This window comes from Metapseudomonas boanensis, from assembly GCF_018704125.1.
Classification (GTDB): Bacteria; Pseudomonadota; Gammaproteobacteria; order Pseudomonadales; family Pseudomonadaceae; genus Metapseudomonas; species Metapseudomonas boanensis.
In genome coordinates, this window is sequence record NZ_JAGTIS010000003.1 from 129,224 (window position 1) to 152,681 (window position 23,458).

General features: G+C 63.8%; 23 protein-coding genes. 10 read left to right on the forward strand and 13 right to left on the reverse strand.

The window, feature by feature from the left end; all coding sequences use genetic code 11:
• Nucleotides 1-50: 50 nt before the first annotated feature.
• Genes J7302_RS08105 through J7302_RS08125 form a run of 5 tightly spaced genes read left to right on the forward strand, consistent with a single transcriptional unit; the run spans nucleotide 51 to nucleotide 3,667 of the window.
• Nucleotides 51-476 (forward strand): nuclear transport factor 2 family protein, encoded by a 426-nt coding sequence (locus tag J7302_RS08105; protein ID WP_215372752.1) that lies wholly within the window; start codon nucleotides 51-53, stop codon nucleotides 474-476.
• Nucleotides 473-1,330, forward strand: a complete 858-nt coding sequence (locus J7302_RS08110; protein WP_215372753.1) for an SDR family NAD(P)-dependent oxidoreductase — start codon at nucleotides 473-475, stop codon at nucleotides 1,328-1,330. Before J7302_RS08105 ends, J7302_RS08110 begins: the two co-directional genes overlap by 4 nt.
• Entirely contained in the window at nucleotides 1,327-2,124 is a 798-nt protein-coding gene (locus J7302_RS08115; protein WP_215372754.1) for an SDR family oxidoreductase, read from the forward strand. The genes J7302_RS08110 and J7302_RS08115 overlap by 4 nt, the downstream gene beginning before the upstream one ends.
• Nucleotides 2,121-2,876, forward strand: coding sequence for an SDR family NAD(P)-dependent oxidoreductase (locus tag J7302_RS08120; protein ID WP_215372755.1), 756 nt, complete (start codon nucleotides 2,121-2,123; stop codon nucleotides 2,874-2,876). Before J7302_RS08115 ends, J7302_RS08120 begins: the two co-directional genes overlap by 4 nt.
• 14 nt (nucleotides 2,877-2,890) lie before the next feature.
• Nucleotides 2,891-3,667: an SDR family NAD(P)-dependent oxidoreductase gene (locus tag J7302_RS08125; protein ID WP_215372756.1), complete on the forward strand. Its 777-nt coding sequence runs from the start codon at nucleotides 2,891-2,893 to the stop codon at nucleotides 3,665-3,667.
• Between the two features lie 86 nt (nucleotides 3,668-3,753).
• Here the strand turns inward: J7302_RS08125 and J7302_RS08130 are convergent, their stop codons facing one another.
• From J7302_RS08130 to J7302_RS08160, 7 genes are all read right to left on the reverse strand, one after another.
• Entirely contained in the window at nucleotides 3,754-4,641 is an 888-nt protein-coding gene (locus tag J7302_RS08130; protein ID WP_215372757.1) for a SphA family protein, read from the reverse strand.
• A gap of 74 nt (nucleotides 4,642-4,715) precedes the next feature.
• The gene (locus tag J7302_RS08135; protein WP_215372758.1) at nucleotides 4,716-5,777 is read right to left on the reverse strand and encodes an NADH:ubiquinone reductase (Na(+)-transporting) subunit F; all 1,062 of its coding nucleotides are present in this window, start codon (nucleotides 5,775-5,777) and stop codon (nucleotides 4,716-4,718) included.
• 10 nt (nucleotides 5,778-5,787) lie between these two features.
• Nucleotides 5,788-6,147 carry a phenol hydroxylase subunit P4 gene (locus tag J7302_RS08140; protein ID WP_215372759.1) on the reverse strand — a complete coding sequence of 120 codons (360 nt, stop codon included), beginning with the start codon at nucleotides 6,145-6,147 and terminating at the stop codon, nucleotides 5,788-5,790.
• A gap of 58 nt (nucleotides 6,148-6,205) precedes the next feature.
• Entirely contained in the window at nucleotides 6,206-7,732 is a 1,527-nt protein-coding gene (locus J7302_RS08145; protein ID WP_215372760.1) for an aromatic/alkene/methane monooxygenase hydroxylase/oxygenase subunit alpha, read from the reverse strand.
• A 35-nt stretch (nucleotides 7,733-7,767) separates the two neighbouring features.
• Nucleotides 7,768-8,037, reverse strand: a complete 270-nt coding sequence (locus tag J7302_RS08150) for an MmoB/DmpM family protein (protein ID WP_077524328.1) — start codon at nucleotides 8,035-8,037, stop codon at nucleotides 7,768-7,770.
• On the reverse strand, nucleotides 8,034-9,029 hold the full coding sequence (locus J7302_RS08155) for an aromatic/alkene monooxygenase hydroxylase subunit beta (protein WP_215372761.1): 996 nt from the start codon (nucleotides 9,027-9,029) through the stop codon (nucleotides 8,034-8,036). Before J7302_RS08155 ends, J7302_RS08150 begins: the two co-directional genes overlap by 4 nt.
• 56 nt (nucleotides 9,030-9,085) lie before the next feature.
• On the reverse strand, nucleotides 9,086-9,343 hold the full coding sequence (locus J7302_RS08160) for a phenol hydroxylase subunit (protein ID WP_215372762.1): 258 nt from the start codon (nucleotides 9,341-9,343) through the stop codon (nucleotides 9,086-9,088).
• A 368-nt stretch (nucleotides 9,344-9,711) separates the two neighbouring features.
• Between J7302_RS08160 and J7302_RS08165 the strand changes: the two genes are divergently transcribed.
• Nucleotides 9,712-11,397: a sigma-54-dependent Fis family transcriptional regulator gene (locus tag J7302_RS08165; RefSeq protein ID WP_215372763.1), complete on the forward strand. Its 1,686-nt coding sequence runs from the start codon at nucleotides 9,712-9,714 to the stop codon at nucleotides 11,395-11,397.
• Nucleotides 11,398-11,631: 234 nt separating this feature from the next.
• Here the strand turns inward: J7302_RS08165 and J7302_RS08170 are convergent, their stop codons facing one another.
• The 4 genes from J7302_RS08170 to J7302_RS08185 form a co-directional block, all read right to left on the reverse strand.
• Nucleotides 11,632-12,537, reverse strand: coding sequence for an NAD-dependent epimerase/dehydratase family protein (locus J7302_RS08170; RefSeq protein ID WP_215372764.1), 906 nt, complete (start codon nucleotides 12,535-12,537; stop codon nucleotides 11,632-11,634).
• A gap of 77 nt (nucleotides 12,538-12,614) precedes the next feature.
• The gene (locus J7302_RS08175; protein WP_215372765.1) at nucleotides 12,615-13,493 is read right to left on the reverse strand and encodes an SDR family NAD(P)-dependent oxidoreductase; all 879 of its coding nucleotides are present in this window, start codon (nucleotides 13,491-13,493) and stop codon (nucleotides 12,615-12,617) included.
• Nucleotides 13,494-13,530: 37 nt separating this feature from the next.
• On the reverse strand, nucleotides 13,531-14,367 hold the full coding sequence (locus J7302_RS08180; RefSeq protein ID WP_215372766.1) for an SDR family NAD(P)-dependent oxidoreductase: 837 nt from the start codon (nucleotides 14,365-14,367) through the stop codon (nucleotides 13,531-13,533).
• 68 nt (nucleotides 14,368-14,435) lie between these two features.
• Nucleotides 14,436-16,193, reverse strand: a complete 1,758-nt coding sequence (locus tag J7302_RS08185; protein ID WP_215372767.1) for an FAD-binding protein — start codon at nucleotides 16,191-16,193, stop codon at nucleotides 14,436-14,438.
• A gap of 295 nt (nucleotides 16,194-16,488) precedes the next feature.
• Here J7302_RS08185 and J7302_RS08190 point away from each other — a divergent pair, with 295 nt between their 5' ends.
• The 4 genes from J7302_RS08190 to J7302_RS26800 all read left to right on the forward strand — a co-directional run bounded on the left by J7302_RS08190 (nucleotide 16,489) and on the right by J7302_RS26800 (nucleotide 20,986).
• Nucleotides 16,489-18,090 carry a DUF1302 domain-containing protein gene (locus J7302_RS08190; RefSeq protein WP_251701946.1) on the forward strand — a complete coding sequence of 534 codons (1,602 nt, stop codon included), beginning with the start codon at nucleotides 16,489-16,491 and terminating at the stop codon, nucleotides 18,088-18,090.
• Nucleotides 18,091-18,119: 29 nt separating this feature from the next.
• The gene (locus tag J7302_RS08195) at nucleotides 18,120-19,490 is read left to right on the forward strand and encodes a DUF1329 domain-containing protein (RefSeq protein ID WP_215373004.1); all 1,371 of its coding nucleotides are present in this window, start codon (nucleotides 18,120-18,122) and stop codon (nucleotides 19,488-19,490) included.
• Between the two features lie 115 nt (nucleotides 19,491-19,605).
• Nucleotides 19,606-20,595 (forward strand): 5'/3'-nucleotidase SurE, encoded by a 990-nt coding sequence (surE, locus tag J7302_RS08200; protein ID WP_215373006.1) that lies wholly within the window; start codon nucleotides 19,606-19,608, stop codon nucleotides 20,593-20,595.
• A gap of 265 nt (nucleotides 20,596-20,860) precedes the next feature.
• A complete protein-coding gene (locus J7302_RS26800; protein WP_285899533.1) occupies nucleotides 20,861-20,986 on the forward strand; it encodes a hypothetical protein in 126 nt (41 codons plus the stop codon).
• A gap of 154 nt (nucleotides 20,987-21,140) precedes the next feature.
• Here J7302_RS26800 and J7302_RS08210 read toward each other — a convergent pair whose 3' ends face one another.
• Both J7302_RS08210 and ribB read right to left on the reverse strand, forming a co-directional pair.
• The gene (locus J7302_RS08210; RefSeq protein WP_215372769.1) at nucleotides 21,141-22,352 is read right to left on the reverse strand and encodes an NADH:flavin oxidoreductase; all 1,212 of its coding nucleotides are present in this window, start codon (nucleotides 22,350-22,352) and stop codon (nucleotides 21,141-21,143) included.
• Nucleotides 22,349-23,455, reverse strand: a complete 1,107-nt coding sequence (ribB, locus tag J7302_RS08215; RefSeq protein WP_215372770.1) for a 3,4-dihydroxy-2-butanone-4-phosphate synthase — start codon at nucleotides 23,453-23,455, stop codon at nucleotides 22,349-22,351. Before ribB ends, J7302_RS08210 begins: the two co-directional genes overlap by 4 nt.
• Nucleotides 23,456-23,458 lie beyond the last annotated feature (3 nt).

Sequence of the window (23,458 nt, forward strand, 5' to 3'; positions counted from 1 at the left end):
GAGTTTCTCCGCACCTGCAACCGCGCAGGATGGATAAGGAGGCTCACAGCATGTCCGAGGCATCGCACAAGCAAGCGCTCTACGAACTCGTCTGTCGCTATGCACAGGCGGTGGATCAACGTGACTGGGCGGCATTGGCCCGCCTGTTCACCCCCGATGCAGTCCTCAAGGGGCCGGGTTTCAGCTTCAATGGCGTGGCAGCCATCGTTGACGGCATGAATGGCCTGGGCCATTACAGCGTCACCCAGCACCATGTGCATAACCACCTGGCCGAGGTGGAGGAACTGGAGGCCAGCGCCGAGACCTACTGCGTCGCCAATCACCTGTATGACGCCGATGGCGTGACCCGCAAGCTCGACTGGGGGATTCGCTACCGCGACCGATTCGTCTGTATCGACGGACTCTGGCACATCACCCAGCGCGAACTGCTGCTGGACTGGAGCCAGGACCTGCCCTTGCAGGGAGCGGCGCAATGACGCCGCCGCTCAAGGGCAAGACAGCCCTTATCACCGGTGGCACCGGCGCATTGGCCAAGGCCTGTGCGCTGGCCCTGGTCAAGGACGGCGCCAGCGTGGTACTGGCGGCACGTCGCGCCGACGCACTGGCCAAGGCCCGCACCGAACTGCTCCAGCAAGTTCCCGATGCCCAGGTCGAGTGCCATGCTGGCGACGCCTGCCAGGAAGCCGGCCTGCAAGGCGCGCTGGACTTGGCTTACGGCCTGCAGCAGCGCCTCGACATCCTTATTCCCACCGTCGGTGGCGCCGGCTTCCGACCGCTGTTGCAGCATGACGCGACCAGTTTCACCGCCGACCTGCACCTGAACCTGGTCAGCGCCTTCCTCGCCATCCGTCACGGCGCCCCGCTGATGGCCAGGAACGGCGGCGGCTCCATCGTCTGCATATCGTCCACCGCTGCGCAGATGACCTTTCGCTGGCTGTCGTCCTACTGCACCGCCAAGGCCGCCCTGGAAAGCCTGGTACGCAGCGCGGCGGAAGAACTGGCCAGCGCCGGCATCCGCGTCAACTCGGTGCGTCCCGGCCTCTTCCAAAGCGAGGCCACCACGGATCTGTTCGGCAACGCCGAGCTCAGCCAGGCGTTCCTCGAGCAGGTGCCACTGGGACGCCTCGGCAAGCCCGGGGACATTGCTGGCGCGGTGCGCTACCTGGCCGGCCCGGAGTCGGGCTGGACCACTGGCCAGAGTCTGGCCATCGACGGCGGCAATGAACTGCGCCGCAACCCCCAACTGGATCACGTGATCTCGGCCATCTTCGGCGAAGACGCCCTGCGCGCTGCCCTGGCCGGAGAGGAAACCTCGAGGAGCCCTGCATGAAACGCGTTCAAGACAAGGTCGTACTGATCACTGGCGCCGCCAGCGGCGTCGGCAAGGCCGATGCGCTGCTGCTGGCCGCCGAAGGCGCCCGCGTGGTGCTTGGCGACATCGACCGCAAGGCCGGCCAGGCCCTGGCCACCGAGATCGGCGCCAACGCCCTGTTCGTCGAACTCGACGTCGCTGAAGAAGAGCACTGGCAGCGGGCTATCGACCAGACCCTGGCGCAGTTCGGCCGGCTCGACGTACTGGTCAACAACGCCGCCATCTGCCCGCTCGGGACCATCGAGCAGACCAGCCTGCAACAATGGCGCAGCGTGCTGCGGGTGAATGCTGACGGCTACTTCCTCGGCTGCAAGTACGCCATCGAGGCGATGAAGCAGAACGAGCACGGTGGTTCGATCATCATGATGTCCTCGGTCGCTGCCCTCGGTGGCCTGGCGCCCATGTGCTCCTACAGCAGTTCCAAGGGCGCAGTCACCGCCCTCACCCGCAACGTGGCGATCCACTGCAAGAACAGCGGCTATCGCATCCGCTGTAATTCGATCCACCCCGACGGTATCTGGACGCCGATGACCCAGGCCCTGGTGCCGGACCTCGACCCGGCGGCCCTCGGCATCGGTGACAACCCGATGGCGCGCATGTGCATGCCCGAGGACGTTGCCAACATGGTGCTGTTCCTGGCCTCGGACGAGTCGCGCTTCATCAATGGTGCCGAACTGCGCATCGACAACGCGCAAATGATCTCCGGCATCGCGGCCGGCACTCCCACTCAATTCAAGAGCGAACAACAATGAGCATGCTGCAAGGAAAAGTGGCCCTGGTGACTGGCGGTGGCCAGGGCGTTGGTCAAGGCATCGCCTATTCGCTGGCGGCCGAAGGCGCCAAGGTCGCCGTCGCGGGCCGCACCCTCGCCACCCTCGAAGAAACCTGTGCGGAAATCCGTCGTCGCGGTGGCACCGCCCTGGCGGTCGAGTGCGACGTGATGAGCCAGACGGATATCGACCGCTGTGTCGCCCAGGTGGTGGAGGCCTTCGGCGGCCTGAACATCCTGGTCAACAACGCCCATATCGTGCCGCTGGGCAGCATCCTCGATGTCACCGACGAAACCTTCATGAAGGGCATCGACTCAGGTCCGATGGCCACGCTGCGCCTGATGCGTACCTGCTACCCGCACCTCAAGGGCGACGGCGCGGTAATCAATCTGGCCTCTTCTGCCGCCGTGCGCTGGGACGCCTCGGGCTACGGCCATTACGCCGCCACCAAGGAGGCGATCCGCTCCCTCAGCCGGGCTGCTGCCTGCGAATGGGGCGTGGATGGCATCCGCGTCAACGTCATCGCCCCCCACGCCCTCTCGCCCGGCCTGCGCGGTTGGATCGAGGGCAACCCGGAGGAGGCACAAGCCTTCTTCAGCAGCATTCCGCTACGCCGCGTTGGCGACTGTGAACACGACATCGGCCGCACCGTGGCCTTCCTGGTCAGCGACAACGCCCGCTACCTGACCGGCGCCACCATCCCGCTGGATGGCGGCCAGGCCTATTGGGGTTAATCAAGGAGAGAGTCATGCAACGTTTGGCAAACAAGGTCGCCATCATCACCGGCGGCGCGCGCGGCATGGGCGCGCAAACCTCGCGACTGTTCGTCGAGGAAGGTGCAACCGTGGTCATCGCCGACCTGCTGGAAAGCGAAGGCCAGGCCCTGGCCGCGGAGCTGGGCGACAAGGTCAGCTTCCGTCGCCTGGATGTGAGTAACGCAGAAGACTGGCAGCGCCTGGTCAGCGAGACCGTAGAGCGCCATGGCCGTATCGACGTGCTGGTGAACAACGCCGCCGTCCTGGTGTTCGGCGCTATCGAACAGCTGTCCAAGGCTGACTTCGAGCGCGCGCTGTCGATCAACCTCACCGGCACCTTCCTCGGCATTCATACCGTGGCGCCCTTCATGCGCGAGCAAGGCGCCGGCTCCATCGTCAATATCTCGTCCGTCGATGGCCTGCGCGGGGTGAATGCCCTGGCGGCCTACGTGTCGAGCAAGTGGGGCGTGCGCGGGCTGACCAAGGTCGCGGCGCTGGAACTGGGCCCACATGGCGTGCGGGTCAACTCGGTGCATCCGGGTGGCGTGGATACCGTGATGTCCAACCCCACCGGTGCCTCGCGCGATGAGCTGGCCCCGCAGTACCGCACCGTGCCGCTGCAGCGCATCGGCGCACCGGAAGAGATCGCCCGCGCCACGCTGTTCCTCGCCAGCGACGAAGCCAGCTACTGCAACGGCAGCGAGCTGTCGGTCGACGGCGGCGTAGCGGCCGGTTCCTACTACCCGGGCCTGCCGGGCTCGCCGATCTGAGTCGAACCATCTAGCCCGGCGTGGGTGGGCCGAAGCGGGAAACCGCCCGGCCCACCCTGCGCTGCGCGATGGCCTGAGCGGGTGCGCTAGAAGGGCACCGTCAACTTCAACCAGTACGCATCGCCCTCGGCACGGTTACGCACCTCAGTTTCCTGTTCCCATTTGGCGGTGAGGAACCAGCCGTCCTTGTTGCTGTACATGATCGAGGGGCCGATGGAGAAGGCGCGCCCCTTGTTGTCGTCGATCCGGTCGCCGTTCTGGCGGTCGTCGGTGGTCTGACGGTAGTAGTAGCCGCCCACGCCCAATACCCAGCCGTTGCCCAGCCCCCAACCCACGGCGTAGTCGAAGTGGAATTCCTGGCCGGAGCGGTAGTCGGTGGCGGGGTTTTCCTGATTGAAGTCGTACATCAGCTTGACGCTGGCATTGAGGCCGGCGGGGTCGACGTGGGAGATGGCCAGCACCGGCTCCACCGTCCAGTAGTTGCGCCCAAGATTGGCCAGGTCGCCGCGGTCGTACTCCCCTGAGGGGGCGATGAAGTCCAGGGCGAAGATGCTGTGCAGCTTGTCGCTGTGGTGAAAACCTAGCGCCGGGCCGAAGATGATGTCGCCCAGACCCTTCTTGTGCTCGGACTGGCCGTTCACTTCCACCTTCAGGTCAACGAATGGAAACAGTGCCGCGAAGGCCAGGTTGCCGCCGAACAGCTGCTGCTCGCTCACCCAGATCAGACGTGGCGCGATGACGTTGGCGCGAACGCGGAAGTCCACCGGCAGGCTGCGGCCGTCATTGCCGCGCAGGGTGTCGGCTTCGTAGTGAGTGGAGAACACCTGGCCGTAGAAACCGGGTGGCGGCATGGCGCCGGACATGTAGTTCTCGGCCCCCATGGGATAGGTGGAGCCGCCGCCTTCGGTGGCGTGGGCGACAGGGCTCAGGGTGGCGAGGATGCAGCAGGACAGGACACGCAGATTGGTGCTCATCGGCAATACCTTGTTGTTTTTATGGGCGTGAGCCGCCGTCCGCGCCATCGGCGCGGAGCAGCGGGCAGAACGGGTCAGATGCGCTTGAAGAGGGCTGAGCGGGTGCTCTCGTCGGCGCCATCGGCGGCGGTGAGGAATCGCTCCATGAAGATGTCGCGCTCGAACAGCCGGCCCTGCATCAGGGCGGTGATGGCAGCGTCGATCATCGGCGGCGGTCCACAGAGGTACGCCTTGCTACCGGCGAAGCGACCGTCGAAGTGCTGCTTGGCGGCGTCATGCACGTAGCCACGGAAACCCGTCCATTCGGAGTCGTCAGCGGCCTGGCTGAGTGACGGCACGTAGGTGAAGTTCTCGTGCTGCTCGGCCAGGCGCTCGAAGAGTTCGCGGTTGTACAGTTCGGCGCGGGTGCGGGCGCCCTGGAACAGGGTCATGCGTCGTGTGTCGCCCTGCTCCAGCAGGTCGAGAATCATCGACTGCGGACTGGACAGCCCCGAGCCACCGGCGATGAAGATCAGGTCCCCCGGCTGCGATCCGCGCACGAAGAACTGCCCATAAGGGCCGGACAGTTCCAGGGCATCCCCCACCTTCAGCTCGTTGTGGATAAAACCGGTGGCCTGGCCGCCTTCCACCAGGCGCACGTGTAGCTCCACTTCATCGGCCCGGCTCGGCGGGTTGGCCAGGGAGAAGGCGCGGGTGCCGTCGATGCCGGGAATCTGCAGGTTGATGTACTGCCCCGCCTGGAACTCCATGGGCCGGTCCAGCTTCAGGCGCAGGCCCTTGATGGTCGGAGAGAGGTCGTCGACGGCGACCACTTCGGCGCGATAGTCCTGCACCGCATGGCCGGCGAAGTCGGGGTCGACGTCGATGTCGGCCTCGATCACCAGGTCGCTCTGCGGGATGGCACAGCAGGCCAGCACCTTGCCCTCGTCACGCTCCATGTCCATCAGGGCGAAGGGCGAGGCGGCGCCGACGTCCACCTCCCCTTCCAGCACCTGCAGCTTGCAGGTGGCGCAGGTTCCGTGGCCGCAGGCGAAGGGCAGCCAGACGCCCTGGCGCAGGGCAGCCTGGAGGATGGTCTGGCCTTCTTCGACTTCGATCTGCTCGCCGGTGGGTTCGATAGTGACCTGGTAGCTCATGGCGATTTCCTCAGTTGAAGCTGCCGTTGAGGCCATCCAGGCCGGGGGTGGACAGGTGCAGCAGGCTCTTGTGGCCGATGCCGTTGGCGGCGAGGCCGGCCATGGGGTCAGGCTGGAAATCGCCATCGTCAAGGCGCCAGCGAGCCTGGCTGAAATCCACCTTCGCGGCATCCGGGTGCGCGGCTATCGATGGTTTCACGACCTGCTCGATGAAGTCGCCGAAGGGCATGTCCGGCGGCAGCGGCAGGGTGAAGGGCGCGCAGAACATCAGGTGGCGTTCCCAGCAGAGGTACACCAGTTGCAGGCCGTTGAAGTTTTCCTGGCGGTCCAGGGATTGCGCCTGGTAGGCGCCGATGGCAGTCACGGGCATGACGCTGTCCTTCTTGTAATTGGGGTGAAAGGCGGGCGCGTGACGCCCGCCGCAGGATTCAGCCGGCCTTGGCGAGGTCGGCGGGCTTGTCGCCCTGCCACTCACGCCAGCGCTGGTGCTCGGGCGAGTCCTGGTAGTCGAAGTTGTCCTGGCCGAACGCGATGTTGTAGTAGTCGCGCACCACGCTCTCGACGTCGCCGCCACCGCAGTTGCCCTGGAGAATCTGGTGCACCGGCAGCCAGGCCTGGACATACTTCTCCGGTTCAAACTGGAAGATGTCGCAGCAGCCATCGGAGCAGAAATGGAAGCGCTCGCCGCCGTGCATCACACTGCGGTGGCTCAAGGTGGTGTCGGCATCCGGTTCGGTGAACGACAGCGGGATCTGGCAGACCTGGCAGAGCATCGGCAGCGCATTGTTGTAGAAGCGCTCGCCCCGGGCCTGCATCCCCCGCCAGTGCTCGTAGCGCGGGCGGTAGATGCGGTCGAAAGTGTCCGGGTACTTGGCCGAGAGCCAGTCCAGTTCTTCGTCGGTGGGCATCCAGGTGTGGAAGTTGGTGGCCTGGCTGTACTGGTAGAAGATCGACCAGGCCTGGTGGCTGATGTGCTCCTTGCCGATGGCGGTCTGCTCGACGTACTTCGGCGGACGGATGCCATAGCGCTCCAGGTCCTTGAACAGCGCGCCACCGGCCTGCTCGTAGTACACCTCCCAGGCCTCGGCCCAGGACATGACCTTATTCGGCAGCATGTAGTCCATCATCATCCCCACCAGGGTCAGCAGGCGGTAACCGCGCCAGAACCACTTGTCGATCCAGCGCTGGATGATCGGCACGTTGTCCTCGTGCTGCTCCAGCAGGAACTTGATCACCTCCAGGCCGAGCGTCATGTGCCGCGCCTCGTCGGACTGCGCCGAGAAACCGAAGGTGACGGTGGCCATGTCGCCGTTGTAGGCGGCGCCGGACATGAAGGGCACGAACAAGAGGTTAGTCAGCACGTACTCGAAGCTGAAGGAAATCGCCGTGAGGAACTCGAAGGGGCCGGCGGTCCGTGCGTCCTCGAAGAAGGACTTGGGCACCGAGAGGAACCACACCCGGTCGTGCATGTGGGCGAAGTCATGCAGGCCGTTGAAGTGCTTGTTGTAGTGGCTCATGGCGTGGATCTGAGTCTGCACGTGGCGCAGTTCATCAATGGCCTGCATCTGGCAGGCCACTCGCGCCCCGGCCCCGCCGAAGTGCCGGCCGACTCGGGCAAAGCCCTGGTAGGCCTGGTACTCCAGCGGCGTCACGCCGCAGAGGAACAGCTTCAGCGCATTGACGTAGCGCGCGTCGGACAGGTTGGTATGGCCGTTGTTCTGGGCGAAGGCGTCGAAGATGGCGTAGAGCTTCTTCTCCTTCTCGGCCTGGTATTTCCAGTAGGCATCCATGGTCAGGCGGAAGGGGTCCTCCCACTTGTCCCAGTCGGTGATCTTGATGCCCTCGAAGCGCTCAAAGGGGTAGATGTCGTCCTTGCTCTGGTAGCTTGGCTCCCAGGCCAGGTCGCGGGTCAGGCAGCGGTACTTGTCTTTCTGGTTCAGGCGTTTGGCGGCCATGGTGGCTCTCCCGATTCTTGTCGTTATGCGCGGGTTCAGTTCCAGTGCAGGGCGAAGCGGTCTTCGTCTTCCTCGACGTTGCCGCCGAGGGTGATGACGTCGATGAGCATTTCCTGCACGTCCCACTCGCGGCCGAGCTTCTCCTCCACCGTGGCGCGATTGATCTCCAGGCGCTGTTCGGCCTGGACGCGGATCATGGCCGGCTGGTGCTGGATCTCGGCGTGGGGGTTGTCCTGAACAATGGCCTCGACGATGTAACGGGCGTTGTCGTTGTCCTGGAAGGCGATGTAGACGAGGGAAGTCATTGTGCGGCTCCTGCAAGGCCGAGTTTCTTCAGGCGGGCGGCGAACTCGCCGGCCACGGTATCGAGGGCATCGCGGCCGGGGCCGATCGCCGCCAGCGGCGCCAGGGCCTCCAGGGCGCGGGCCTGCCAGTGGTCGACCCAGCCTTCCACGAGCTGGCGGTTATCAATGCTCTCGGTCACCACGGTCTTGACCATGGCATCGACCCAACGCTGGGTCTCGGCGAACCACAGGCGCATGAACTCGGTGAGCATCCCCACCTGGCCGGCGCCCTGGGCGCAGAGCTGGTCGTCGAACTTGAGGAACATCAGCGGGTACAGCAGGCCGTCGCTGACCAGGTTCTGCGCCAGGGTCAGCTCGAACCAGTCGCGGACCACCAGGCTGTCTTCGACGTAGCGGCGCAGGCCCTGCCAGGCCGGCTCTTCCAGCCACTGGCACTTGGCCTCGGCGAGCAGGTCGGTGCCGCCGTCATCGAGCATCAGGCCGATACGCGAGAGGTACTGGGCGATGCCGAGGCGGTCCATGGCCTGGAACATGTGCATCTGGGTCAGGCTGGTGCCGTAGCCGTCGGCGGCGATGCCGCTGTTGTTCATGTTGGCGCCGAGCTCCGCGTGGCGCAGGGGCAGCAGCAGATGGGCGATCTGCTCGCGACTGGTGGCGTCGAGGCCGGCCAGCAGGTTGCGCTTCTCGCAGAAGGCGTAATCGTGCTCGGCGTTCTCCTGCATCTTGGCGCGGGTCTGCACGTAGGCGCCGTAGTAGTACTGGCGCGGATCGCTGACGGCATACCAGTCGGCCATGCGCACGGCGGTGCGGGTGGCGTCGTTGAGCAGCTTGTCCGGCTGCCACAGCGGGCGGTAGTGGAAGTTGGTGGCGGCCTCGATGTCGAAGCTGGCCTCTTGGTACCGGCTGGCAGGCTTGTCGCCGAAACGCCGACGGGTGTGGCTGAAAGTCTGGCGGATCGGCTCGGCCGTCGCCGTCTTGATCTCGATACTCATGCAGGGCGTCCTGTACTTGTTGTTGTCGGGGGAGCGACGCGCTCAGGGCTTGGCCGCTAGGCGGACTGGCCACGCACCTCGCCGTAGCGCCATTTCTCCATGTCGGCATCGACGGCTTCGGCCATCGCCGTGTCCATGTGCTGGACCCGGTTCTGCTCGCAGAAGCTGGCGAAGGCCGCGCGAGGCAAGACCAGCTCGACGAAGAGGTCCGGGTAGCCGATGGCGAAGTCGAACTCGACGAAAATGGCGCCGGGCTCGCTGCGCACCCGGACATAGCGAGGCAATTGTTCGAAACTGGGCAGTAGTGAGTTCATGCAAGGCGACTCCGTGAACGGGTACAGCACCCAGAGCAACGCCTGTGCCAGCGCTGCCAGGCCGCCGAGAAATTAATTACAAGCTACTGTTTTAATTGATTTTCTATAGAAATCACCGACGCTCTAAGGCCTTCTGGCGCAGCATTCAGAGCCGGTCCTTTTTAACCATTTGCTCAATCCATCGAGGCGCTTTGAGCAAATCGACAATTGGCGCCGACGGTTGACTTTTGCATGGCTTTCAGGCCGCTTAGAAAAAGAACGCGACCCGCCTTTGCGTGTATGGGTCGCCTCGGCAAGCCTCCAGAACCGCATGACCTGAGCGGCGGTTTACCGTCTCCCCGCACAATAAAAATCAGGGGTGCAATGCCATGAATGTGGAATACAAGGCGTCGGAACACAGCCCGACGCTGAAGGACCTGACCGACCGGGTCCGCTTTCTCGGAACCGAAGGGAAGATCTGGCTGGATGAACAACGCATGCTTCTGCTGCAGGCGTCGGCCATGGGATCCTTTCGGCGGGAACTGGTGGAAATGCTCGGTGTGGAACGCGCCAAGGGGCTCTTCCTGCGCCTTGGCTATCAGTCCGGCCTGAAGGACGCCGAGTTGGCCCGCAAACTGAGACCGGGTGCCGATGCAGTGGAAATGTTCCTGACCGGACCTCAATTGCACTCGCTCAAAGGGATGGTCAAAGTGCAGCCATTGGAGATGAATATCGACATCGAAAATGGTCGCTTCTACGCCGACCTGGAGTGGCAGAACTCCTACGAGGTGGAGAACTGCCAATCCGAGCAACTGACCTTCGATCAGCCCGTGTGCTGGACACTCCTGGGCTACGCCATCAGCTACTCGTCGTTCTTCCTGGGGCGCCAGGTGTTGTACAAGGAAGTCAGCTGCCGAGGCTGTGGCGACGACCGTTGTCGCATCATCGGCAAACCCGTGGAGGAATGGGAGGACGCCGAGGAGTTCCTGCGCTACTTCCAGAACGATCCCATCATCGAAGAACTCCAGGCCCTGCAGGTGCAGGTGGCGAACCTGCGCCTGCGGCTTCAGCAGGATGTCGGCCAGTACTACGGCATTGGCCGGGCACCGCGCTACCGCAAGGCCTGCACCCTGATCGACAAGGCAGCGCCAGGCAAGGCCTCAGTGCTGCTGTTGGGCGAGACCGGCGTCGGCAAGGAAGTCATGGCGCGCAGCCTGCACCTGCGCAGCGAGCGAGCCGGTGGTCCCTTCGTCGCATTGAACTGCGCCGCCATCCCGCCGGACCTGATCGAGGCCGAGCTGTTCGGCGTGGAGCGCGGCGCCTACACCGGCGCCCAGCAGTCACGCATGGGCCGCTTCGAGCGTGCGAACGGAGGCACCCTGTTCCTTGATGAAGTCGTCGAGCTGACCCCGAGGGCCCAGGCCAGTCTGCTGCGTGTCCTGCAGGAAGAAGAGCTCGAACGCGTAGGCGACTCGCAAACCCGAAAGGTTGATGTCCGCGTGGTCGCGGCCACCCACGAGGACCTGGCCAAAGCGGTCAAGGAAGGGCGTTTCCGAGCTGACCTCTACTATCGACTGAACGTTTACCCGGTATTCATTCCCTCACTTCGCGAACGCAAGGAGGACATCCCACTGCTGGTGGAGCACTTTTTGACGCGGCTACACGCCAGCTACGGCAAAAACACTCTGGGCCTCTCCGATCGCGCACTCGAGGCCTGCATGCGCTACGACTGGCCAGGCAATATCCGTGAGCTCGAAAACCTGATCGAACGCGGCGTGATCATCACCGACAACAACCAGAGCATCAGTGCCGATGCTCTGTTTCCGCACCTGTCGCAAGAGGCGCACAGCATTGGTCTGTCCAGTGAAGGTGCCCTGGTCGATCACGCACCTACCGATGAGCCGGACTGGGTGGAACGACTCATCGACAGCGGGATCAGCCTGGATGCGGTCGAGGAAGCCCTGATGCAGGGCGCCATGAAGCGCGCTCAGCAGAACGTATCGGAAGCAGCAAGGCTGCTGGGAATGACCCGCCCTGCCCTCTCCTATCGGCTGAAGAAGCTGCCACAAACCTAGGCTTCTCCCGGAGGGAGAAAGGGCAGTCCGCAAGAACCCCGGGGCCCAGAGCAACTCCTGCGGGCGCGAGTTCATTCGCCGAGCAGGCCGCCCCTCCAAACTCCGAGCAGTCTCGGGCCACCCTCTCCCCTGTCCTCTCCCGCAAGCGGGTGAGGGGGCCGATCCATGCAATGGGGTGCTACTGCTGAGGGGCGAATTCTTTCGCCAAGCAGGCCGCAGGCCTGCCTCGGTACCTCACCCCCGATACTGCGCCACCACTTCATTCACCGCGCGCTGGATGTCATTGCGCACATATCCCAGTAGCGCAGTCTCGGCAGCATCCGGCTCGTAGCTGACGGTATTGCCGCGCCCGGTGTAGAGCGCCATATCCGGCAGCAGCGGGTGCTCCTGATCCAGCGACGGGACCTCGGCGTCGTTGCCGGCAGCACGCAGGAACGCCTGGAAGTACTCTGCATAGCTGAGGTTCTCGTCGCCCACCAGGTACGCCTTGCCCGACTCGCCATGCAGCAGTGCGCCGAGGATCGCCTGAGACAGCGAACGGGTAGAGATGAAGTTGCTGCCACCTGCCGGACCATAGAACGGCAGCGGCGCGAACTTGCCCTCTGCGTAACGGGTATAGGCCTCGAACATCTCGACTTTCAAGCCCGGTACCGCGCCAACCACGAAGGGCGCATTGACGCTGCACACCTTGAAGTCCGAACCAGAAAGCGAGCGCACGCCCTGATCTGACAGGTGCCGCGAGCGGACGTACGGAATGCTGTCGATCAGCTCCGGCGCCACCTGGGGGTAGAAGCTGCCTACCAGCACTGCTTGCTTGATGCCTGCGCTGCGGGCCAGTTCGAACAAACGCGGGATGGCTTCGACGTTGGCGCGCTGCCAGTGGGCATCAAGATCTCCCCCTTGCGGGGCATGGCGGATATCGCTGCCAGCAGCGAATACCAGGGCGTCGTAACCCGCCAGGTCGTCGCGGCTGAAGGTGCCGGCGACATAGTCGCCCTGCAGTTGCTTGAGCTCGGCCAAGGCGCTGCCGCCAGCAGCCGGTTTGCGTCCGGCAATGGTGACGTCGTGCCCATGGTCTTTGAGGTAAAGCGCGGCATGGCCGCCGATCAGGCCGGTTCCGCCAATCACAAGAATCTTCATCGCGTAGTCACTCCTGCTGGGGCCTGGGTTCAGGCCCCTGGGTTGAGGCACCGGGGCATGGCCCGGTAACGGATCGATCAGATAACGCGCGCGGGATGCTGCGGATGCGGTGCTCCGAGCATCTCGCGGTAGGACGGCGGCTGGCGGCCCTCGGCTTCGGTGATGCCATAGCCCTGTGCCACTTCGGCGGTGATCAGGGTCTGGCCGGACAGTGCCTGTAGGTTCGGGTCGTTGAGCAGCGCATGGATGACCCGGCCATTGAACTCGGGAGTCTCCGCCATGGCCATGAAGGCTTCGTACTGGTCGGCCCGCTCCGCGCCGGCAATTGCCGTGCGCTCGGTGCGCTGCGGGCCTAGCCAGAGAGAGAGAGCAGCCACGCCGGTACCTTCCAGGTCGACGGCCATGTCCGCTGCGAACTTGTCACAACCGGACTTCTGCGCGCCGTACGCCGGACCGTGCATGTAGCACCCGGCACCGAAGGAAGACACAAAACTGATCAGCCCGTGGCCATTTCGCACCAGCAAAGGCGCTGCGTAGTAGCTGGCGACATAGGCCGAACGCAAGCCGACGTCGAGGATGTCCACCAGCTCCAACGGCTTCTCCCAGAAGGGGCCCGGGTCGATCAGGTTCTCGTGGAGAAAGGCAGCATTGTTCACCAGGAGATCAAGGCGACCCTGCTCGCGCTCGACGCGCTCGAAGAGCTCACGAACCTGCTCGTCATCGCGGTGGTCACAGGGCACGGCAATGCCCTTGCCGCCAGCACGGGTTACGGCTTCTGCGGTTTCTGCCAGGCTGCCGGGCAAAGGTTGGCCGCGCAGTTGGCTAGAGCTCTGGGTGGCAGAGCGGCCACTCAGGTAGACGGTCATGCCCGCCGCGCCAAGGGCGATGGCAATACCCTTGCCGACGCCACGGCTTGCGCCGGTGACCACAGCGACTTTGGTGTTATTCGCGTTCATCTGGGATTCCTTGTTGCGTTCAACGATGGCTGGAGGCCTAGAAGTTGAAGCCGTTGCCCGTGATCACCGGGACGTTGGTCCAGGTGCCTTTGGGGTCGCGGTACCAGCCGGCCGCGGCCAAAGCGCCGCCATCCACATGCAGGGTTGTGCCGGTGACCCAGCCCGACAGCGGGCTGGCGAGGAACAGCGCGGCACCGGCCATGTCTTCCGGCTGGCCGAAGCGTCCCAGCGGAATCCAGTTCGGCATCTGCGTCTGATGTTCTGGGGCGATCATCAGCGACATGGGCAGTTGCGGGGTTTCGGTGGACTCGGGGGCGATCTGGTTAACGCGAATGCCTACCGGCCCCAGCTCCAGCGCCAGGCTCTTGGTGAAACCGCCGATGGCAGCCTTGAAAGCCGCGTAGACGCTGCAGTTCGGAATGCCGCGAAAGGCCTCAATGGACGACAGGCTGATGATGCTGCCTCCCGGCCCCTGGCGACGCAGCAACGGCAGCATGGCGCGGGTCACACGGAAAACATGCTGCAGGTTGACCGCGTAGAGCCGATCCATGTCGTCGTCGCTGTAGGCATCGAAAGGCTTGGCGATCATCAGCGAATCGCCGACGTTGTTGATCAGCACATCGAGCCCACCGAAGCGTTCCTCCACCTGTTCGGCGAGAGCCACCACCTGGCCCTTCTGGGTGACGTCCACTTCCACCACCAGGGATTCGTTGCCGCAGGTGGCCAGCCAGTCGCGGACTGCCGCGGCCCTTTCGGCATCGACCTCGGCCACGGCCAGCCGAGCCCCAGCACGGGCGAAGGCCTCGACCATGGCCCGCCCAATGCCCACGCCACCGCCGGTGACCAGGACTGTCTTGCCCGCAAAATCGATCATTTCGTCATCCTCTTGTTCTTGTGGGAGCGAATTCATTCGCGAAGGGCCGCAACGCGGCCCCCCGAGTTTCAGAGCGACAGGCCGTTGGCCTGCTTGGCGATTGAATTCACCCCTACGCCCTCGGTACCGGCAGCGTGGATGTGCTCAGCCGCACGGAAGCCGAAGACCATGGCCGGACCGATGGTCGAGCCGGCGCCCGGATAGGTACGCCCCATCATCGAAGCTGCGGTGTTGCCGATGGCGTAGAGTCCGGCGATGGGGGTGTTGTCGTCACGCAGGACGCGGGCATGCACGTCGGTAAGCAGGCCGCCCTTGGTGCCGATGTCCCCGGCGTCGATCTTCACGGCGTAGAAAGGCGCTTTCACCAGCGGTGCCAGGCAGGGGTTGGGCTGCACGGTCGGGTCGCCGTAGTAGCGGTCGAACAGCGAATCGCCCTTCTTGAAATCCTGGTCCTTGCCCGCCTCGGCCATGGAGTTGAAGCGGTCGAGGGTACGCAGCAGTCCGGAAGCATCGATGCCAATCTTCGAAGCCAGTTCACCGAGGCTGTCAGCCTTGTGGAAATAGCTGTGCAGATGTTTGGGCAAGCGGCTGTCGGGCATGGCGTAGCCGGGCAGCAAAGCACCGCAGGGGTACTTGCGGCGGAAGTCGGCATCGAATATCAACCAGCACGGCACGCTGGTGGCGCCCTCGCGGTTGTTCTCGTACATGGCGTAGACGATGTCGGTGTAAGGTGCCGCTTCGTTGACGAAACGCTGACCCGCCGAGTTCACCATGATGCAGCCGGGCAGCGCGCGCTCGACGAACAACGGGCGTTGCTTCTCTTCACCCTCGACATGGGTGGTTGGCGCCCACCAACTGTGGTCCATCAGTGCCGTGGTGGCACCTAGGGCCTGGCCGGCGCGGATGGCATCACCGGTGTTGTAGGGCGGCGTCGCACTCCAGTCGCTGCGCGAGGGTTGCGGATGGTACTGCGCACGCATGACCTGGTTACGCTCGAAGCCTCCAGCGCCCAGTACCACGCCACGCCGGGTCTGGACACGCAAGATACAGCCATCGTGCACCAGTTCGGCGCCGACGACGCGGCCGTTTTCCTCGATCAGTCGCTCCAGTCGACAATTCAGCGTGAGCGGCACCTGGCGGTCGGTCAACGAGCAGCGTAGTGCGGCGATGAGGGCATTACCCAAGGTGAGAAAACGATCGCGCCGGGAGTGCAGACGCCAGCCAAGGTCGCGCCAGTAGCGCCAGATCACCTTGAGGGTCAGGCCAACCCAGCCGGGGCCACGGCAGAGCAGGACCCGCGCCTCCTTCATGGTCATTGTCATGCGGCCCATCATCAGCGTGGCGGGTGACGGCTCGCGCAGGCGCTGGAAGTCCTCGCCCAACTCTCGGGCATCGAACGGCAAAGGGTCCATGGAGCGGTAGCCGGGTTTGCCGCCGTCCACTTCCGGGTAGTAGTCGGAATAGGCCTCCTGTGCCTCGAAGCGTACGCGGGAGTGCTGTTCGAGATACTCGATCGCCCGGTGGCCATGCTCGACATAGGCTTCGATACGGCCGTCGTCGATCTCGCCATGGGTAACGGCGCGGATGTAGCGGATGGCCTCCTCGGCCGAATCCTGGCCGCCCACTGCGGCAATGCGGTGGTTGCAGGGAACCCATATTCCGCCACCGGAAATCGCGGAGGTACCACCGAAACGGTCGCTCTTCTCCACCACCAGCGTCTGCAATCCGAGGTCGTGGGCTCGCAGCGCCGCGGTCATCGCACCGGCTCCTGAACCCACCACCAGTACGTCACAGCTTTGATCCCATTTCGGGCTATTCGCGCTCATCGGGCTGCTCCCTTGTTGTTGTTCGTGGTGCGCAATCAGCCCGGATTCTCAGTGCGCCCCCGACACGCAACATCGTCCGATGGGACTACGCGAGACGGGACAAACCGACCGTTCAGCCCGATCGGAGAGCAAGTGCTGGCGGGTAGTCTTTTTGGACGATGTTGTGCCTCGGCAGCGACCACATAGTCACTCCGCCACACTCAACTCCAATTTGGGCCTGGCGAACCGAGCTGTGCCCAGCCGTGCCGAGAGCAACATGATGACAACAACAACAAGAAGCCAAACCCGTAATCCCTTGCAGTTTGCGATTCGCGTTGCCCTGCTTGGCCTGGCCACTGGCTGCGCCGGCCACAGCCAGGCAATGTCGTTCCAGCCCAACGAAGACCTCAAGGTCGACTGGAACACTACCCTGACCTACGGCCTCGCCTGGCGTACCGAATCTCGCGATCACGCGCTGTCCAACGGTTTCCCGAACCCGGTCATCGCCAACATCGACGACGGTAACAACGCCTTCGACAAGGGCAGCCTGATCACCAACCGGGCCAGCTTCCTGACCGAAATGAACCTGAACTGGCAACAGGACTTCGGCCTGTTCATGCGTGCCAGTGGTTTCTACGACGACGTCTACAACCGCAGCAACGACAACGGCACCGGCACATCCAACTGCTTCGCCGGCGGTCGTTGCTCACAGCCAAACCACTTCCCCCACGGCACCATCGACCAGCACGGCAAGGATCTGCGACTGCTCGACTCCTATGTCTATGGCGCCTGGGACCTGGGAGGTCACAACCTGAACCTGCGCGTGGGCGATCAGGTGGTGAGCTGGGGCGAGAGCCTGTTCATCGGCAACGGTATTTCCGGCGGCCAGAGCCCGGTAGATGCCACCAAGGCAAACACGCCAGGCGTGGAGCTGAAGGAGCTGTTCCTGCCGGTAGGCCAGGTGTATGGCCAGATCGACCTGACCGACAGCCTGAGCTTCCAGGCTTATTACCAGTATGAATGGGAGAAGACCGAGATCGACGGAGTCGGCAGCTTCTTCTCCGTCACCGACCAGATGGATGAAGGCGGCTTCACCGATGCCTTCGGTATCACTCGCCGGCTGTCGGACGACGAGCCAAGCGACAGCGGCCAATACGGCGTAGCCCTGAACTACGTGGCCGAGTCGCTGAACAACACCGAGTTCGGCCTCTACTACCTGCGTTTCCACGACAAGGCGCCGCAGATGGACTTCCTCAGCGGCTGGAACACTGCCAACTACCAGGTCCGCTACTTCGACGACATCGACCTCTACGGCGCCAGTTTCTCCACCGTACTCGGCGACACTAACGTCAGCGGTGAAATCAGTTACCGCGACGGCCAGCCAGTACTCGCTGATACCGGTCTGGTACCACATCCGGTGCGTGCCGAAACCATGCAGGCGCAAGTGTCCTTCGTCCACGCCTTCGGCACCCTGCCGATCGCCGACAACACCACGCTGATCGGTGAGGTGGGTTACAACGAGGTCCTCGACAACGACCGCGCGCCGAGCTTCACCGCCTTCGTTCCGGATGGGGCCGGCGGCTTCTTTCCGATGACCACGGCGAACACCGACGAGCTCTACTTCGACAAGAGCTCCTGGGGCTACACCCTCAACCTCCAGCTCGAATACCTGAACATCTTCAACGGCTGGGACCTCACTGTTCCGCTGATTTTCAGCCAGAACCTGGGTGGCGACTCTTCCCTGCCGGGCACCTTCGGCATGGGTGAAGGCGACCATCGCTTAGGGCTCGGCACCACCTGGCGTTACCTCAACAACCTGACTCTGGAGGCCCGCTACAACGCATTCCTCGGCGATGCCGGAGATACCCCATTCGCTGACCGCGACAACGTCGGCATCAACGTCAAGTACAGCTTCTGATCCACTGCCGCAGGAGAATCAAGATGCACATGAACAACAAGACCCCACTCCTCGCCGGCGTTCTCGCCGCAGCCATCGTCAGTGCCCCGGTCATGGCGAAGGTCAGCCCGGAAGAGGCCAAACGCCTGGGTAACGACCTCACCCCCATGGGGGCGGAAAAGGCCGGCAACGCCGACGGCAGTATCCCTGCGTGGAGCGGCAAATGGCTCGGCGCGCCGCCCCACCTGAACTACGGTGGCAGCGGCAGCCAATACCCCGATCCTTATGCCGATGAAAAGCCGCTATTCGTCATCACTGCGCAGAACATGGCGCAGTATGCCGATAAGCTTTCGGACGGCCAAAAGGCCCTGTTCCAGCGCTACAAAGACAGCTTCAAGATCCCGGTATATCCGAGCCATCGTGACTTCCGTTACTCCGACCGGGTCCAGCAGCGCACCCTCGCCAACGCCCTGAGCGCCGAGCTGGTCAGCGGCGGCAACGGTGTGGTCAACGCCATCGGCGCCTCGCCCTTCCCGATTCCGAAGGACGGCTATGAGCTGATGTGGAACCTCAACCTGCCGTCCCGCGCCTGGAAGGAAGACGCCATCTACACCATGGCGCTGACCCTGGCCAACGGCAGCCGCTCGCTGGAGTCCATGGACTACAAGATCCTCTCCGTGTGGGACTCCCCCAAGGAAACGGTGGAAAGTTTCGGCGGCCAGCAGGCCTTCGCACTGGTCCAGACCCTGGAGCCGACCCGCAAGAAAGGCGAGATCATCCTGGCCCACACCTTTACCGACCCGCTCAGCTCGCCATCCCAGGCCTGGCAGTACCTCCCGGGCAACCGCCGGGTGCGTCGTGCGCCGACCGTGGCCTATGACACGCCCTTCGGTGCCGGTGGCTTCCGCGTGATGGACGAGGACCGCCTGTTCAACGGTGCTCCGGACCGCTACGAGTGGAAACTGTTGGGCAAGAAGGAGATGTACATCCCGTACAACAACTACAAGCTCGACGACCCCAACCTGAAACTCGACGACCTGCTGGCCACCAACGGCCACATCAACCCTGAGTTCATGCGTTATGAGCCCCACCGCGTCTGGGTGCTGGAAGCCACGCTCAAGCCCGGCAAGCGCCATATCTACGGCAAGCGCGTGCTCTTCATCGACGAGGACTCCTGGATCGCCGTACTGGCCGACAACTACGACGGCAAAGGCCAACTCTGGCGCAGCAACATGCAGACCACGGCCTACGCCTATGACATGGAAGGCTTCCAGGCACGCGTCGCGGTCTTCCACGACCTGATCGCCGGCTCCTACCTGACCGACCGCCTGCTCAATGGCAAGCCGCCGGCCAAGCTCAACAGCAGCGATTACGACGCCGACTACTTCACGGTTGCCAACCTCCGCAAGTTGGGTCGCTAAGCGCCCAACCTCAGCGAGGCCTTCGGGCCTCGCTTTGTTGTGTCCCCAGAAAACCACCTTCGTTCAGCCAGCAGTCGACTTAGGTTCCCTTTTCTCCACAGAGGAAACGACGATGATGCATACGCTGTTGAAATCCGCTATCGGTCTTGCCGCCCTGTCACTCTCGCTCCAGGCCAGCGCCTTGAACATCCTGCTCACCAATGACGACGGTTGCCGTGCGCCGGGAATCGATGCCGTCTACCAGGCTTTGGTCGCTGCCGGCCACCAAGTAACCCTGGTCGGCCCGCAGAACGACAGCAGCGGTATCGGCGCTGCCAGTGTGGTCAATCCGGGGCAGGCCCTGGCCGTGACCCAATTGGCCCAGGGCAAATACTGCGTTGGCGCCCCAACCGGCTATACCCCGCCAGCAGGCAAGAACTCGGCTATTGGCACGCCGGTGGATGCCGTGAACGTCGGCCTCGACCTGCTGCTGAAAGACAATCGTCCGGACCTGGTGGTGTCAGGCACCAACTTCGGCGACAACGTAGGCCCGCTGACACAGATGTCCGGCACCGTCAACGCGGCAGTCCGCGCAATGTTCAAGGGTGTGCCGGCGGTAGCCGTGTCCACCGGCATCGACCTGCATCTGATCAGCCAGGACCCGCAAGCTGGCTATCTGAAAACCCTCAACGCCATGGACGATACTGCGCGCTTCGCCGCCAAGGTCATCGAACGCGCCGCCGCCATCGGCGCCGAGGCACGCCGCGTCTGCGATACAAGTGGTGGCAAGGCCAAGGCCCAATGCGCGACCAATGTGCTCGGACTGCCCGGCACCACCGGTCTGAACATCAACTACCCAGCATTGGAAGCGGGCCAGGTGACGGGCGTCGCCTTCGCGCCCATCGGTGACTGGGGCAATGTTGCCTTCGCCCCACAGCAGGGCGCTGACGGCGTGATTCGAGTCAATCTCGTACCCCCGCCCACGCCCACCGATGAGCAGATGCAGGCCGACGCCTACCAGTTATCCCTGGGCAACGCAGTGATCACCGTAATCGACGGCAACATGACCGCCTCGCCGCTGCTGCAAGCCCAGGCCAAGCTGATCCTGGGCGACCTGACGCCCTGATTCGCGCTCAATGAAAAGCCCCCGCTGCCGTGAGGTAGCGGGGGCTTTTTCATGGTTCATCGCGGAATCTGGGGGAGATGCGAGTTGACAGCCGGATAGCCGGTACTCTCTCTGTAGGAGGCTGCTTGCTGGCGAACATGCGCCATTCGCCATTCGCCAGCAAGCTGGCTCCTACAAGGTTTCGCGCGCCTTCGATGTGTCACTCCGCCCAACAAGTCCGCCAAGGAGGTGTTGCTGGCTGACACCCGCCCCTACCGCCGTGCAGATGCTGGCCGACGCCTATCAGCTGTCATTGGGCAACGCAGTGATTACCGTGATCGACGGCAACATGACCGCCTCGCCGCTGCTGCAAGCCCAGGCCAAGCTGATCCTGGGCAACCTGACGCCCTGATTCGCGCTCAATGAAAAGCCCCCCGCTGCCGTGAGGTAGCGGGGGCTTTTTCATTTACGTGGAAGACGCGCGCAGAGCCTGTGGGTGCGAATGAATTCGCCCCCACAAAGAACAGCCGAATCGCGGATGCAAGCCGCTCATCAGATGGCCTTGGTCAGGCGAACGCATTCGGCTGGTTCAAGGTGCAACGGATGCCGCCTGGCAGGGCCATGCTGGCCACGCACTGGTTGCAGTGGGTACACGGGCTTTTCCAGCCCTCTCCCTGTTCGCGGACTCGCTGCAACAAATGCGAATCATTGAGCAGGGCACGGCCCATGGCGATGAAGTCGAAACCCTCGGCCATGGCCTGCCCCATGCTCTGCCCCGTGGCGACGCCGCCGAGGTAGACCAGCGGCATGTTCACCGCGCGGCGCATCTGGCGGGCCAGTTCGAGGAAATACATTTCCTCGTACGGCATTGACGGGAAGCTCGCACCACCGAACCATTTCATCGCGGTGCGCTGCCACGGGTTCTTTTCCAGCGGCACCATGTACTTCAGCGGACTTTCGCCGCGGAACAGGAACATCGAGGTACGACTGACCAGCCCCCCGCTCATGACAATGGCGTTCAGCCCCCCCTGCTCCAGCAACTGCGCAGCCTTGCAGGACTCTTCTATTTCCAGGCCGCCCTCCAGACCATCGCTGAGGTTGAGCTTGGCCAGCACCGGGAAATCCTTGCCGACTGCCGCGCGCACCGCCGCCAGCACCTGCAGCGGGAAGCGCATGCGATTCTCCAGGCAACCGCCGTAGGCATCGCGGCGTTTGTTCAAGAGCGGGGAAATGAACTGGCTGAGCAGGTAGCCGTGGCCCATGTGGATCTCGATGGCATCGAACCCCGCATCACGCACGAAGGCTGCGGCGGCAGCGTACTCAGCCACCGTTCGGGCGATATCAGAGCTGTCCATGGCGCCGCCGATGGGTACGCCGGAGAACACGCCGTACTGGTTGATGCAGGCACTGGGGCCTCGCGGTCGCGGGATATTGAGTGGTTTATTGCGGCTGAAATAGCCACAGTGGGCCAGTTGCGCGGAAACCGCGCCACCTTCGGCATGCACGGCGGAGGCCAGCCGCTGCAATTGCGGAAATACACCGCTGTGCATCCACATCTGGTCGGGGAAAGTCAGGCCGTCGGGCGACACGCCGCAATAGGCCACGGTAGTCAGGCCAACACCGCCGTGCGCCATGCCGGCATGATGGTTGACCAGATCGTCACCCGGAACGCCACCGGGGCACATGCCCTCGAAGGTCGCAGTCTTGATGACGCGGTTGCGCAGGGTCAGGCCAGCCAATTTCGCCGGGCTCAACAGCCTGTCCAGTTCATTGCTCATGCTTGCTCCTGCGATTCGAAGGGGACGAACTCGGCGACTTCCAGCTCGAAGCCGGAAACAGCCTTGTGACTTACAGGGAAACTCATCAGGCGCATCTTGCGCACGCCAACGTCACGAAGGATCTGCGCGCCAATGCCCAATGTACGCTGTGGAAATATCGGCGGACGCGGCTTCTGCCCGGCCTGTTGCTGCAACTGTTCGATGACCGCGGCGGGCGTTTCCTGCTGCGCCAGCAGCACTATCACGCCAGCCCCCTCCTTGGCCACCCGAGCCAGGGAGCGCTCGAGGTTCCACTGCTGGCCACCTTCCGGATGACTATGCAGGACATCGCGCAACGTCTCCACGGCTTGCACACGGACCAGGGCCGGGCGATCGCGGCGCACCTCTCCTCGCACCAGCGCCAGGTGCAGCTGGCCCTGGTAATCGTCCAGGTAAGTAAAGACTCTGAACTCACCATGGCGGGTCTGGAGCGGGTATTCGCCGGAGCGACGAATGGTGCCTTCATGGAGAATACGGTAGTGGATCAGATCAGCCACGCTGCCGATGCGCAGGCCGTGTCGTTCGGCAAAGCCACGCAAGGCGGCGCCACGCGCCGGCTCGCCGTCCTCATCGAGGATGCCGACGAGCACCGCAGCTGGCATCAGGCCAGCGAGGCGCGCCAGGTCGCAGCCGGCCTCGACATGCCCGGCACGCTGCATGACGCCGCCGGGCTGAGCGCGCAGCGGAAACACGTGACCGGGTTGGACCAGGTCCACCGCCGTGCTGGCCGGGTCCACGGCCACCGCAATGGTGCGCGCCCGGTCCGCCGCCGAGATGCCGGTAGACACCCCGGTGCGCGCCTCGATGGAGAGAGTGAAGCCCATACCATGCCGGGCCCGCGAGTTGGGCACCATCAACTCCAGGCCAAGGGCCTTGCAGCGCTCGTCGGTAAGCGTCAGGCAGATCAGCCCGCGCGCCTCGCGAGCCATGAAGTTGATCGCGGCGGCATCGGCATGGCCGGCGGCGATCACCAGTGAACCTTCACCATCGCCGTCGTCGTCAGTGATCACGACCATTTCGCCACGGGCCATGGACTCGATCAGGTACTGCGGATTGTCGAGCATGGT

Coding starts and splice junctions, on each gene's coding strand:
- J7302_RS08130 (WP_215372757.1), bottom strand. CDS start 4,641: ATGAGCACCAATCTGCGTGTCCTGTCCTGCTGCATCCTCGCCACCCTG.
- J7302_RS08125 (WP_215372756.1), top strand. CDS start 2,891: ATGCAACGTTTGGCAAACAAGGTCGCCATCATCACCGGCGGCGCGCGC.
- J7302_RS08160 (WP_215372762.1), bottom strand. CDS start 9,343: ATGAACTCACTACTGCCCAGTTTCGAACAATTGCCTCGCTATGTCCGG.
- J7302_RS08110 (WP_215372753.1), top strand. CDS start 473: ATGACGCCGCCGCTCAAGGGCAAGACAGCCCTTATCACCGGTGGCACC.
- J7302_RS08210 (WP_215372769.1), bottom strand. CDS start 22,352: ATGAGCAATGAACTGGACAGGCTGTTGAGCCCGGCGAAATTGGCTGGC.
- J7302_RS26800 (WP_285899533.1), top strand. CDS start 20,861: ATGCTGGCCGACGCCTATCAGCTGTCATTGGGCAACGCAGTGATTACC.
- J7302_RS08155 (WP_215372761.1), bottom strand. CDS start 9,029: ATGAGTATCGAGATCAAGACGGCGACGGCCGAGCCGATCCGCCAGACT.
- ribB (WP_215372770.1), bottom strand. CDS start 23,455: ATGCTCGACAATCCGCAGTACCTGATCGAGTCCATGGCCCGTGGCGAA.
- J7302_RS08140 (WP_215372759.1), bottom strand. CDS start 6,147: ATGCCCGTGACTGCCATCGGCGCCTACCAGGCGCAATCCCTGGACCGC.
- J7302_RS08150 (WP_077524328.1), bottom strand. CDS start 8,037: ATGACTTCCCTCGTCTACATCGCCTTCCAGGACAACGACAACGCCCGT.
- J7302_RS08135 (WP_215372758.1), bottom strand. CDS start 5,777: ATGAGCTACCAGGTCACTATCGAACCCACCGGCGAGCAGATCGAAGTC.
- J7302_RS08115 (WP_215372754.1), top strand. CDS start 1,327: ATGAAACGCGTTCAAGACAAGGTCGTACTGATCACTGGCGCCGCCAGC.
- J7302_RS08185 (WP_215372767.1), bottom strand. CDS start 16,193: ATGAGCGCGAATAGCCCGAAATGGGATCAAAGCTGTGACGTACTGGTG.
- J7302_RS08170 (WP_215372764.1), bottom strand. CDS start 12,537: ATGAAGATTCTTGTGATTGGCGGAACCGGCCTGATCGGCGGCCATGCC.
- J7302_RS08105 (WP_215372752.1), top strand. CDS start 51: ATGTCCGAGGCATCGCACAAGCAAGCGCTCTACGAACTCGTCTGTCGC.
- J7302_RS08195 (WP_215373004.1), top strand. CDS start 18,120: ATGAACAACAAGACCCCACTCCTCGCCGGCGTTCTCGCCGCAGCCATC.
- J7302_RS08145 (WP_215372760.1), bottom strand. CDS start 7,732: ATGGCCGCCAAACGCCTGAACCAGAAAGACAAGTACCGCTGCCTGACC.
- J7302_RS08180 (WP_215372766.1), bottom strand. CDS start 14,367: ATGATCGATTTTGCGGGCAAGACAGTCCTGGTCACCGGCGGTGGCGTG.
- J7302_RS08175 (WP_215372765.1), bottom strand. CDS start 13,493: ATGAACGCGAATAACACCAAAGTCGCTGTGGTCACCGGCGCAAGCCGT.
- surE (WP_215373006.1), top strand. CDS start 19,606: ATGCATACGCTGTTGAAATCCGCTATCGGTCTTGCCGCCCTGTCACTC.
- J7302_RS08120 (WP_215372755.1), top strand. CDS start 2,121: ATGAGCATGCTGCAAGGAAAAGTGGCCCTGGTGACTGGCGGTGGCCAG.
- J7302_RS08165 (WP_215372763.1), top strand. CDS start 9,712: ATGAATGTGGAATACAAGGCGTCGGAACACAGCCCGACGCTGAAGGAC.